Raw genomic sequence first — 11889 nt, 5'->3', positions numbered from 1 at the left:
TTGTGGGCCGCTGCCCGTCGATACGGGGCGTGGCGGCCGGTGCTGGCTGCAAATCTAGGACCGGCCGGAACGGGCCAGCAAGGCGGCAGGTTGCAATACTTCACGGGACTTCGCACGGCGTCATGCGTCGGTTTTTTGCGTCCCTTAACGCGCTGTGACGCGGCGTTAACGGCCGTGACCAGGCGCTCGACCGGCGTCGTCACGGCTGCCTAGCATGGGCAATCAACCCAGCCCCGGCCGTCAGGAGTACCTATGCCAGCCAGCATCCCGGCCATCGTCTTCATTGGCGGCGGACCGCGCACGGCGGGCGTGCTCGAACGGATCGCGGCCAACCGGCCGGACGTCTTCGCCGGCCCGCTGCAGCTCCATGTGGTGGAACCGCACATCCCGGGTTCCGGCCGCATCTGGCGGTACGACCAGGATCCGGGCCTCCTGCTTAACTCCATGGCCGCGGACATCACCATGTTCACCGACGATTCCGTGGACTGCGCCGGACCCGCGGCCCCCGGTCCTGGCCTGGCCGAATGGGCAGCGGGCGTGCTGGATGCCTCCATCATCGACGTCCCGGACTTCCCGCAGCCCCTGTGGGACCAGCTCCGGGCCCTCACCGGCACCACGTTTCCCACCCGCCGGCTGCAGAGCCAGTACCTCGAGTGGTTCTTCCGCCGCGCCGCCAAATCGCTGGGCCGCAGCGTCACCGTGCACCGCACCACGGCCGTTGGCATCACGCCCCGGCCCGGCGGCGGGCACGACGTCGAGCTGGGCAACGGCCGCACCCTGCACGCGGATATCGTGGTGACGGCGCTGGGCCACACGGATTCCCGCCCGGACGCCGTGTCCGCGGGGTTCTCGGACTTCGCCGACCGGCACGGCGGCTACCACGCGGCACCCGGCTACACCACCGACGTCGACTACTCCCCCATCGCCCCTGGACAGGACGTGATCGTGTCCGGGATGGGCCTGGCCTTCGTGGACCTGCTGGTCCTGCTCATGGAGGGCCGCGGCGGCAGGTTCCAGGAAACGTCCGACGGCGGGCTCCGCTACCTTCCGTCCGGGCGCGAACCACGGCTGTGGGCCGGCTCCCGCCGGGGCGTGCCCTACCATTCCAAGATTTCCGCAGCCCTGCGCGGACAGGCGCCGGGGCCGCTGCAGTTCTTCACGAAAGCCGCGGTGGACTCCTTGCTGGTGCGCCAGGGGGAACTGGACTTCCGCCGGGACCTGTGGCCGCTCATCGCCAAGGAAGCCGGCTTCTACTATTACCGCGAGCTCCTGACAGGCAGCCCCGAACGTGCCGCCATGGGGTGGAGCGAGTTCGCCGCCCGGTACGCGGAGCTGGACTGGTACAGCGGCGGGCGCGAAGCGCTGGTTGCCGCCGCGGTCCCGGACCCAGAACTGCATCTGGACCTGGAGCGGCTGGACCGGCCCTTCGACGGCCGGGCCTTCACGGGCCACCAGGACGTGCAGGACGCCGTGGCCGGCTACATCGAACACGACCTTGCCTTGCGTGACAGCCCGGACCATCCGGAGACGCTCGCGCTGTTCCTGGCCCTGCTGCACGTATATATGGAAGTGGGCCGGGTGGTTCCGCCGGAGCGGTTGAACGCGCGCTCCCAGCAGGTGGTCCACGGCTGGTGGCACGGCTTCTTCAGCTTCGTCGATTCCGGACCCCCGCCGCACCGGCTGCGCCAGATGCTCGCACTGCACCGGGCCGGCCTGCTGCAGTTCCTTGGCCCGGGACTGGACGTGACCGCCGACGAAACCACAGGGACCTTCGTCGCCACATCGCGGCAGTCCGGGGTCACGGTGTCAGCGACGGCACTGATCGAGGCACGGCTCCCGGCCACATCCGTGGCCCATTCGCTCAACCCGGTGCTCACCTCGCTGCACCGAACCGGTTTGGGCAGCGAACAGCAGCTGCTGACCTCGGACGGCATCCACTCCACCGGAAAACTGCTGGTCTCGGCCCGGCACCAGCTGGTGGACTCCGGCGGCGCAGCCCAGCCCACCCTCTTCGCAGTGGGCCCGGGAACCTCCGGGTGGGGCGCCGGCGCCTTCGCCCGCCCGCACACCAACGCCGCACCGTTCCGGGAAAATGACGCCTTGGCCCGGACCATCCTCGGTGCTGCCCGGGACCTGGCCGGCGCGTCCGCCCCGGCCCCCGAAGAACCGGTAGTTTCAGTACCAGCAACTCCCCAGCCAGCCGCCGTCGGAAAGACCTGATCCGTGACAAGGAAAGACCAGTGACCGCAGAACCCGGCCTCCGTCCCAGGCCCCTGGACCCCAACGCCCTGACGGTCCTCAGCCTGCCCATGCACGATCCCCGTGTCCGCCCGCTCCTGGACGAGCTCGCCGTCGAATACGACACCCGCTACGGGGACCTGTTTGGCCGCGGCGCCGCGGCCGAGGAACTGAACCGCTACCCGGCGGCCGAATTCGAAGGCCCCCATGGCGCCCTCCTGGTGATCCAGGAAAATGGCGAGTCGATCGCCGGCGGCGCGTTCCGCCGGTACGACCCCGCCACGGCGGAACTGAAACGGATCTGGACCCACTCGGCCCACCGCCGTCGCGGGCTGGCCCGCGTGGTGCTCGCCGAACTCGAGGCCCTGGCGGCCGCCCGAGGCTACACCAGGCTGTACCTCACCACCGGGCCACGGCAGCCGGAGGCCAAGCACCTCTACCTGAACACCGGTTACCAGGCGCAGTTCGACCTTGCGGCGGACCCGGAAACCATCGGGCCCCTGGCGTTCACCAAGGACCTGCCCACAAGGCCGCTGAACTGACCGGCCGGTACCGTCCCATCCGGGGCAGCCCGCCGCTAAGCTAACGCCATGGCCACGAAAACCACAGCAGAGAAGCTTGCCACCATCCAGCAGGGCTACACGCTGGAAGGTGCCACCATCGAGCTGGGGGCCGCCATCATCGACGGCGAACTCCACAAGGACGCGCCGGTTCGGCTGCCGCTGGCCATGATGAACAGGCACGGACTGGTGGCCGGCGCCACCGGTACGGGCAAGACCGTCACGCTGCACATGATGGCCGAACAGCTGTCCACCGCCGGCGTCCCCGTCTTCCTGGCCGACATCAAAGGCGACCTCTCCGGGTTGGCGACAGCCGCCGTCGGGAGCGACAAACTGACCGCCCGCACCCAAAGCATCGGCCAGCCCTGGGCGGGGAAGGCGTTTCCGGTGGAATTCCTGGCGCTCGGCGGGGACGGCAACGGTGTCCCGGTCCGCGCCACGGTCACCTCCTTCGGTCCGGTCCTGCTCGCCCGGATCATGGAGCTGAACGACACCCAGGAATCCAGCCTGCAGCTGGTCTTCTATTTCGCGGACAAGAACGGCCTGGAGCTCATCGACCTGAAGGACCTGCGTGCCGTCATCCAGTTCCTCACCTCAGACGAGGGCAAGGACAAGCTGGAGGAACTTGGTGGCCTGTCCAAGGCCACTGCCGGGGTAATCCTGCGCGAACTCGTGAACCTGGAGGCGCAGGGGCTGGAGAAGTTCTTCGGTGAGCCGGAATTCAATACCGCCGAGCTCCTCCGCACTGCTCCGGACGGCCGCGGTGTGGTCACCTGCCTGGAACTGCCCACCCTGCAGACCAAGCCCATGCTGTTCTCCACCTTCCTCATGTGGCTGCTGGCGGACCTGTTCGAGGACCTGCCCGAGGCCGGCGACCTGGACAAACCCAAGCTCGTGTTCTTCCTCGACGAGGCACACCTGCTCTTCAACGGCGCCTCCAAAGCTTTCCTGGACGCCATCACCACCACTATCCGGCTGATCCGGTCCAAAGGCGTGGGGATCTTCTTCGTCACCCAGACCCCCAAGGACGTGCCCGCCGACGTCCTGGGCCAGCTGGCCAACCGGGTCCAGCATGCCCTGCGCGCCTTCACCCCCGAGGACGCCAAGGCGCTCAAGGCCACGGTGTCCACCTTCCCGGTCAGCGACTACGACCTTGAGGAAATCCTGACCTCGGCCGGAATCGGCGAGGCCGTTATCACCGTCATGAATGAGAAGGGGGCGCCCACGCCCGTTGCCCTCACCCGGCTCCGCGCGCCGGAATCCGTGATGGGTCCTGCCGAGGACGCGCTGGTGCGGAGCACGGTGGCCGGCTCGGCGCTGCTGGGCAAGTACGGGACGGCCGTGGACAACCCCTCCGCCTACGAAAAGCTCACCGGCAAAGGGGCGGCACCCACCGGCCCGGCCGCGCCGGAACCGTCCGCCGCGATGCCGGGGGGCCAGTCCGCGCCGGCGGCCTACGACGTTGACGCCGAGGCCCGCCGGATCGAGGAGGAGATCCTGGGCCGGCCCAGCAGCCGGCCCGCGCCAACCCCGGCCCCAGCAACCCGCGCTCCCCGGCCGCCCGCCGAGCCCCAGCCTCAACCCGAGCCCGGCGGCATGATGGGTGATTTGGGCGGCGTGCTCGGCGGCGCCCTGGGTGGCGGCCTGAAGAGTATGGCGCGGTCCATGGGCACCCAGTTGGGACGCGAACTGCTCCGCGGCGTGTTCGGCACCTCTTCCACCCGGCGCCGCCGCCGCTGACTCCCCCGGCTCCGCTGAGTCCGGTGCTCTGCTGCCGCCTGGCCGCCGGTACGTGGTGCGCGCCGACGTCAGGCCCCACCCGCTGACCCTGCCGGCCACCCGCCGTCGGGCCTTATCGGTGTCCCGCCCGCCGGATTAGGGGGGACACCAACTTTAGAGTGCGTCCGCACTGCCGTTACTGTAAGAAACGTGCAGATGAGTCAAGCGTTGGTGAGGATCGCGGCCGGATGGCTGCTGGGCCTCATGCTTGCCATCGCCGGAGCCGTAGTGGCCATCAATATCGTCAACAACACCGTGGCCAGTCCGCAGCAGCCCGTCAGGGAGTACCTGGACGCGCTCAGGAGCGGTGACGGCGGACGGGCGCTGGGCATCCTGCGCGCCACTGTCCCGCCCGGCAACGCCGCGATGCTTGACGGCAGCGGGCTGCAGACGGCCGCGTCCCGGCTGTCCAACGTCGACGTCGGCGATCCCGAGGAACGCCCCGGCAACCAGGTGATGGTGCCCCTGGAGTACACGATCGACGGCAGCCGGCTCCGCACCGAATTCCTGCTGCAGAAGACCGGCACCGAGTGGCTGTTCTTCAACACCTGGGCCTTTGTCCCGTCCCGGCTGCCAACCGTGGACATGACCGTGGTTAACGGCAACGAGGCCACCGTCAACGGCGTTCCGGTGAACATGCCGGGCGGCCGCAACTCCTTTGCCGTCTTCTATCCCGGCGAATACGAGGCATCCCTGAACGGGCAGTACTTCTCGGCGCCCGCCACCCGCGCCACCGTCACCTCCAAGGACTCCCCGGTGGCTCCGCTGAACCTGTTGACCCAGGCCACGGACAAGCTGAAGAACGATGTTGCGGCCAAGGTCCGTGAATTCCTTGACGGCTGCGCGGCAGAGGCGGTCAAGGAACAGAAGCTCCAGCCGGATTGCCCCTTCTACTACGCCAGCAACAACAGGGTCCAGGACGGCAGCATCAAGTGGACCGTGACCGAGTACCCGGGCGTATCGGTGGAACCGTTCGACGGCCGCTGGGTGGTGGCACCGCTGGACGGCAAGGCCAAGGTGGAGGCACTCCAGCAGAATGCCTTTACCGGGGCCTGGTATCCCTTGGACGCGGAGGTGGACTTCAGCTTCACCACCCGTCTGGACGTAGCCGGTGACACCGTCAAGGTCACCCCGATGCTGAGCTTCTAGCACTCCCTGCCGAACTGGCCGCGTCACGCCAGGCACGCTTTCAACAGTGGCACATGACGCAGCCCCTGGGTTTGCGGGGCTGCGTCCGCTCAGGGTACGCAAAAACCTGCTCCCCGTGACGCCGCCGGCAAGTTAGCGCCGCCGCCGCAGGACGGTCAGCACCTGCTCCACCATCGCCTGCGGACCGTACACCACGTCGGCGTAGTAGTAGCGAAGGGCTGTATATCCCTGCAGGACCGACTCATTGTTTCGGCGATGATCCTTTTGAACCTGTTTCCACTCCGCGTGGTGCCTCCCGTCCAGTTCAACGACCAGCCACCCGTCCAGCAGCAGGTCCACATGCCCCACCCGCTCGAGGTACACCTGCGGTTGCACCTGGATTCCCGCCTGCCGGAAGTATGTGCGTGCCAGCGTCTCGAGGAGGGAATCCGCCCCGCGATCCACCCAGTCCAGGACCGCCCTGGCCTTTCCGTTGCGTTTTCCCGGCAAGCGCTGGCGCAGGAAATCAACGGTCATGTCGCCGCGGGTTACGGCGCACTCCACCATGACCAGCGATCCCGCGAAAGACAGGCATCGAAGCGCGTGGATCAGCACATCAGCCAGGGCGGCCACAGGCTGGACCCGGGAGGGTGGCAGCAGGAGCCCCGAATGATGGATTGCATCGCCACTGACCGCCTCCTGCCGGCGGTGGTAAACGTGGCGTTTTCCGTCCGAGGGCAGCGACCACAGGCTATATGCAGTCGCAGCACTGGAACACGTCAACAACTCCCGGTTTCGCAGCACGGCAACCAAGTCCGGAGGCGCCGTCGGAAGCGCATACAGACCCCGGTCCGGTTGCAGGACCCCCGCCCGTGCTGCCCTCCGAAGGGCGGCGTCATCCACTCCCAGTCTGGCCAGGGCGGGCCTTCGCGCGGCTCCGCCGCAGACTTCCAAGGCTCTGAGGGCATCCACCCGGCCATGGTGCCCGGCTTCTGAGGGCCGCCCATACCCCGGCGCCGCCCTATGTGGACAGCGGAGGATCCGGCCAGCGTCACGCAGAGCACGCTTTCAGGGCCAGCGGTCTGTGAAAAGCCCGGAATTCCGGGACGGCCACCATGCCGGGAACGCGAAAGGCTGCCTCCCGTGACGCGGAGTCACAAGGAAGCAGCCTTTTCAGCAAACCAGAGGCAGTATCAGTCCATTCCGCGGAGGTCCAGGACCAGCTCGGTGTCGCCGTCGGCCTGCAGGACCACCGGGATACCCCAGTCCTGCTGGTAGAGGTGGCAGGCTGCGTGGTCGGGGATCTCGCCGTCCTCGGTCTCGGGTCCGTCGCAGGCTGCGGCACGGGCGGTAATGTGCAGCACGCCTTCCGGGACGTCTGGCGACAACTCAAGGGTGCGCAGCAGCCCCACGGACGTCCCGCCGCCGGAGACCAACAGCTCGGGCGGGGTGGAGGAGATCTTCAGCTGGGTGGGGTCTCCCCACCTGTCATCGAGCTTCTGCCCGGTGGGAGCCGTGAAGCGGACCGTCAGTTCCAGCGGGCCCGAGGCCACGGGGCTCTTGGGCCGCTGGGTCTGGGATGCGCCTTCATCCACCTGCTGCGCTTCCTTGGGAATGGGAACGTACACCAGCTGGTGCTTGTTGGCCTCCACCACCACCAGCAGCGGCTCCGAGCCGGCGGACTGCGTGTGGTCCACGATCACGTCGGAGGGCTCAGCGAGGCCACGTGCCAGCGTGGACACCGTGCCGGACGCGGGGTCGTACCGGCGCACGGCCCCGTTGTAGGTATCCGCAATGGCCACGGAACCGTCGGGCAGAACGGTCACGCCCAGCGGGTGCTGCAGCCGGGCCTCGGCGGCGGGACCGTCGCGGAAACCGAAGTCGAACAGGCCCTTGCCGACGGCGGATTCAACCGTCACCGAGCCGTCCTCGCCAACGACCAGCTTGCGGATCGCGGACGTTTCGGAGTCCGCAACCCAGATGTTGCCGTCGGCGTCCTCGGCCAGGCCGGAGGACTGGGCGAACCAGGCTTCGTGGGCCGGACCATCCAGCAGTCCTTCCAGCCCATTGCCCGCCACGACGGACACGGCACCGGTCAGGGGATCGAAGCTGAAGATCTGGTGGGTTCCGGCCATCGCCACCACCACCGCGTTCAGTTTGCGCGACCAGACAACGTCCCACGGTGAGCTCAGCGAGACCTCAAGGGGGTGTCCGCCCAGGCGTCCGGTGAAGCCGGCTGCCTCTTCGTCCACCCGCGCGGGCCCGGTCTCCAGCAGGCGCTGGATGCCGTTCCCGGCCAGCGTGGAGGCTTTGCCTGAGCTGAGGGACAGCCCGCGGAGGCGGTGGTTCACTGAGTCCGCAATGACGACGTCGTACCCGGCCTTGGCTGCCACATCTTCCGGGAGGAGCACCAGGCCCTGCGGCTCGTTGAACCGGGCGGTGGCATCGTCACCGGCGGCCGGACCGTCGGCGTGCCCCTTGGTGCCGGAGCCGAAGGTGGCCAGGACAGTCGTGAAGTCCGTACCGAGCTCCACCAGGCGGTGATGCCCGGTGTCGGTGACCAGCCAGGAACCTTTGGCGGCGGCATCCGGGGAGCTGCCGGCGTCGGACGTTCCCGCCACGGCCGTGGAGCCGCGGCCCGGCGGCAGGAACAACGCCTTGCCCGGGAAGCGCAGCGTGCCGGAGGTCGCCTCGGGCGCCACGTACGGGCCGGAACCCCGGTGAAGGGTGCCCTTGGCCTCGTGTTCGGCGATGAGTTCGGGGATCAGCACCGCCAGCCCGTCCGCGTGGCCCTCGCCGGACAGGTGCGCCACGATGTAGCCCTCGGGGTCGATGACCACCAGGGTGGGCCAGGCGCGGGCAGTGTAGGCCTTCCAGGTGTCCAGCTCGGGATCGTCCAGGACGGGGTGGTGGATCTCGTACCGCTCCACGGCGGCGGCCAGCGCCACCGGATCCGCTTCATGCTCGAACTTGGGCGAGTGGACCCCCACGGTGACCAGGACATCCGAGTACTGCTCTTCCAGCGGCCGCAGCTCATCCAGGACGTGCAGGCAGTTGATGCAGCAGAAGGTCCAGAAGTCCAACAGCACGATCTTGCCGCGCAGGGCTTCGAGGTCCAGGCTCTTGCCGCCGGTGTTCAACCAGTTGCGGCCCACCAGTTCGGAGGCCCGGACCCGGGCATGCGTGCGTACGGTTTCGCTCATCAGCGTCCTTCCAGCTTGTTGCGGTCAGCCAGCTTGGCGTCGCGTTCAGCCAATTTGGCAAACATATCGTTGTAAGCGGCCAGATCGGCGTCGTTATTCCTGTCCGCCGCCCGGTCCACGCGTTTTGTCTCCCGCTGGTCCGACCTTGACCACATAATGGCGACGCCGATCGCCACCAGGAGCGTGGGCACCTCGCCGATGCCCCAGGCCACAGCCCCGCCTGCTTGCTGGTCACCGAGGGCGGAGGGCCCCCAGGCGCGCCCGAGGTTGCCGAAGTAGTCGGCCGCCAGCAGACCGGTGCCACCCATGATGGAGACGCCGAAGAAGGCATGGAACCCCATGGTTGCCAGGAGCAGGAGGAGGCGCATGGGGTAGGGCGCCCTGCGCGGCAGCGGGTCCGTACCGATCATGGTCAGCACGAAAATGTAGCCGGTGAGCAGGAAGTGCAGGTTCATCAATTCGTGGCCCACATGCTCGCGCATTGCATACCCGAACAGGTCCGAGTAGTAGAACAGCACGATCGAGCCGGCAAAGTTGGCGGCCGCGAACAACGGATGCGTCACCAGCTGTGAAAACTTCGAATGCACGAAAACCATCAGCCACTCGCGCGCACCCCGGGAGCCGTCACTGCGGGCGGGCAGTGCCCGCAAGGCAAGTGTCACCGGCGCTCCGAGCACCAGGAAGATCGGCGCCACCATGGTCAGGGCCATATGGTCCACCATGTGCGCGGAGAAGAGGACTCGGCCGTAGACCGACGCCGGCCCGGACGTTATGTACGTCAGGACAACCAGACCGATGACCCAGTTCACGGAACGGAACCACTGCCAGCTGTCGCCCCGGCGGCGGACCTTTGCCACGCCCAGGAAATAGGACACCAGGCCGAAGAGGGCAACGGCGACCCAGAGCCAGTCCAGGCGCCACTCAGTGAGCCAGCGTTCCGGCGTGAGTTCCGGGGGGAGTTCATAGCCGCTGAGGATGAAGGCCGGCGAAGCATCCGGCGCCAGCGTGGTGGGCTGCGGCGGGGCGGACCGGCCCAGCGCCACCGCGATGCCGGAGGTGGCACCCATAACCAGCAGCTCGGCCAGGATCAGCTGCCACAGCACCCGCCGGGAGGACATGGCGGCGCCCTTGCGGCCAAGCTGCGGAATGACCCACTGGCGGTGCATGAAGCCAATGCCGCCCAGCACCACGGCCCCGGCCGTCTTGGCAAGGATCAGCTGGCCGTACGCCGATCCGAAGAGGTCTGCCCAGCTGGTGACGCGGATGCTGGCGTTGATGATGCCGGAGGCGAAAACCAGGACGAAGGCGAAGCCTGCCAGTGTGGAGAAGCGGCGGAGGGTCGGTTCGGTGATATCGGCTGCCGTGCCGGCCTTGGGTCCGGTGAGGATGCCCGACAGCATGGCCAGGATAATGATGCCGCCCACCCAAGTGCTCACGCCCACCAAGTGCAGGCCCAGAGAGTTGATGGCCCCTTCGTGGTCTGAGGAACTTGACGAGTGCCCGATCAGGGCTGCCGGGACCAGGCCGACGAGGGCCAGGATGAGGGTGAGGAACAGGCCGCCGGTTGACCTCACGCCAAAGAGCGCGGTTGTCACTACCGCGGCGATAATGGTGACGGCGAGCCACGCCCGGCCCGTTTCGATATCCGTCATGAAGTACACCAGGGCTTGGGTGAACGCGGGGTCCCCGGAGAGCCCCTGGCCCGCAACATCGGCGTAGGTGAGGACCAGGACAGCAATGGCGGATAGCGTCCACACTGCGCCCGCTGCGGCTGCCACGGCCAGGACACGGGTGAAGGCCGGATGCTCGGGTCCTGCATCCCGTGATGTTTCCCGGTCGCGGCTGCGGGCGTTGAGGTTCTTGGGGAGGATGCCGACGGCGAAAATCAGGCCGCCGACGACGGTGGCCAGTGACACGTTGTGGATGGCCTTGCTGATGGGAAGGCCCCACCGGACCAGGGCGCCGGGATCCGCGACGCTGCGGGCTGCTGCCGCGCCGGAGAAGAGCAGTGCTGCCGTGAGGCCCAGGATGAGGGCTGCCAGTCCCGCCAGCTGCCAGGGCAACGGGATTCCCCTGATCCCGGCGTCCCGGACCGGGGCTCCCTTGCCAGGTTCGGACTGGGGCGCGGTGGAACGGGGTTTTGCGGCAGAAGACACCATTCCATTGTCCGCTACGCCTGCCCGGGCGGCGAATCCGGCTTAAAGCCAAGGAGCGGCAACCCATGGGGTTGCCGCTCCTTTCCAGCCGGCTGCGCGCCGGACAGGGAGAATGCTCTACTTCTTGGAGACAGCAGCCTTCAGCTTGGAGCCGGCGGTCAGCTTGACGCTGTGGCCTGCTGCGATCTGGATGGTTTCGCCGGTCTGCGGGTTGCGGCCGGTGCGAGCGGCACGGTCGGTGCGCTCTACGGCGAGCCAGCCCGGGATGGTGATCTTCTCGCCGGCGGCGACAGAAGTCTCGAAAACCTCGAACAGAGCGTCGAGGACGGAGTTGACGGCAGCCTGGCTGGTGCCGGCCTTGCCAGCTACCTCTGCAACAAGTTCACTACGGTTCTTAGCCATTTATGTCCTCCTGGACGATTCTTGATTCTGAAGCCTGCACGCGGCATGCGCGCAAGCCACTGTTCGAAAACTTACCAGCTTGGGACGTTCCGATCCGCAAATTCCGCGTGTTTCCGCGACTTTTTGAGGTTAATCACCGAATTCGGAGGCTATATCCACCCCTTCACGGGGGTGGGTGGTGGTGTTTTTAAATGTGGGAGGCCCCAACCGTGTGGTTGGGGCCTCGACCAGTGGTGTGTGTCCGGCGGTGTCCTACTCTCCCACACCCTCCCGGGTGCAGTACCATCGGCGCTGTGGGTCTTAGCTTCCGGGTTCGGAATGGGACCGGGCGTTTCCCCCACGCTATGACCGCCGTAACCTTGTTACCCGTCCCAACCCTGGGGTTGGTGGGAAGACTGTGGTTACAACATGTGTGGTGTTGTT

At 67.5% G+C, this 11889-nt stretch carries 8 protein-coding genes and 1 rRNA gene; 4 read left to right on the top strand and 5 right to left on the bottom strand.

The window, feature by feature from the left end; genetic code table 11:
- The first annotated feature begins 252 nt into the window (after positions 1–252).
- The 4 genes from C563_RS0119980 (at position 253) to C563_RS0119965 (ending at position 5726) form a co-directional block, all read left to right on the top strand.
- Positions 253–2220: an FAD/NAD(P)-binding protein gene (locus C563_RS0119980; protein WP_018763850.1), complete on the top strand. Its 1968-nt coding sequence runs from the start codon at positions 253–255 to the stop codon at positions 2218–2220.
- A 20-nt stretch (positions 2221–2240) separates the two neighbouring features.
- Entirely contained in the window at positions 2241–2780 is a 540-nt protein-coding gene (locus tag C563_RS0119975) for a GNAT family N-acetyltransferase (RefSeq protein WP_018763849.1), read from the top strand.
- Positions 2781–2828: 48 nt separating this feature from the next.
- Entirely contained in the window at positions 2829–4538 is a 1710-nt protein-coding gene (locus C563_RS0119970; RefSeq protein WP_018763848.1) for a helicase HerA-like domain-containing protein, read from the top strand.
- A 195-nt stretch (positions 4539–4733) separates the two neighbouring features.
- Positions 4734–5726, top strand: a complete 993-nt coding sequence (locus C563_RS0119965; protein ID WP_196803377.1) for a hypothetical protein — start codon at positions 4734–4736, stop codon at positions 5724–5726.
- A 132-nt stretch (positions 5727–5858) separates the two neighbouring features.
- Here C563_RS0119965 and C563_RS22875 read toward each other — a convergent pair whose 3' ends face one another.
- The 5 genes from C563_RS22875 to rrf all read right to left on the bottom strand — a co-directional run bounded on the left by C563_RS22875 (position 5859) and on the right by rrf (position 11822).
- A complete protein-coding gene (locus C563_RS22875) occupies positions 5859–6338 on the bottom strand; it encodes an endonuclease domain-containing protein (protein WP_231369938.1) in 480 nt (159 codons plus the stop codon).
- Between the two features lie 560 nt (positions 6339–6898).
- Positions 6899–8908 carry an NHL domain-containing thioredoxin family protein gene (locus C563_RS0119955; RefSeq protein WP_018763845.1) on the bottom strand — a complete coding sequence of 670 codons (2010 nt, stop codon included), beginning with the start codon at positions 8906–8908 and terminating at the stop codon, positions 6899–6901.
- A complete protein-coding gene (locus tag C563_RS0119950; protein ID WP_018763844.1) occupies positions 8908–11067 on the bottom strand; it encodes a cytochrome c oxidase assembly protein in 2160 nt (719 codons plus the stop codon). The genes C563_RS0119955 and C563_RS0119950 overlap by 1 nt, the downstream gene beginning before the upstream one ends.
- Positions 11068–11181: 114 nt before the next feature.
- Positions 11182–11466: an HU family DNA-binding protein gene (locus C563_RS0119945; protein WP_011693739.1), complete on the bottom strand. Its 285-nt coding sequence runs from the start codon at positions 11464–11466 to the stop codon at positions 11182–11184.
- Between the two features lie 239 nt (positions 11467–11705).
- Positions 11706–11822: ribosomal RNA gene (gene rrf, locus C563_RS0119940) — 5S ribosomal RNA — on the bottom strand.
- Between the last annotated feature and the right edge of the window lie 67 nt (positions 11823–11889).

This window comes from Arthrobacter sp. 135MFCol5.1 (genome assembly GCF_000374865.1).
Classification (GTDB): Bacteria; Actinomycetota; Actinomycetes; order Actinomycetales; family Micrococcaceae; genus Arthrobacter.
The sequence above is the reverse complement of the archived record's forward strand: the minus strand, read 5'-3'. Positions and strand labels throughout refer to the sequence as shown.

What these genes read in the sequence shown, in the direction of transcription:
- C563_RS0119955 (WP_018763845.1), bottom strand. Translation starts at nt 8,908, where the DNA reads ATGAGCGAAACCGTACGCACGCATGCCCGGGTCCGGGCCTCCGAACTG.
- C563_RS0119965 (WP_196803377.1), top strand. Translation starts at nt 4,734, where the DNA reads ATGAGTCAAGCGTTGGTGAGGATCGCGGCCGGATGGCTGCTGGGCCTC.
- C563_RS0119950 (WP_018763844.1), bottom strand. Translation starts at nt 11,067, where the DNA reads ATGGTGTCTTCTGCCGCAAAACCCCGTTCCACCGCGCCCCAGTCCGAA.
- C563_RS0119945 (WP_011693739.1), bottom strand. Translation starts at nt 11,466, where the DNA reads ATGGCTAAGAACCGTAGTGAACTTGTTGCAGAGGTAGCTGGCAAGGCC.
- C563_RS0119970 (WP_018763848.1), top strand. Translation starts at nt 2,829, where the DNA reads ATGGCCACGAAAACCACAGCAGAGAAGCTTGCCACCATCCAGCAGGGC.
- C563_RS0119980 (WP_018763850.1), top strand. Translation starts at nt 253, where the DNA reads ATGCCAGCCAGCATCCCGGCCATCGTCTTCATTGGCGGCGGACCGCGC.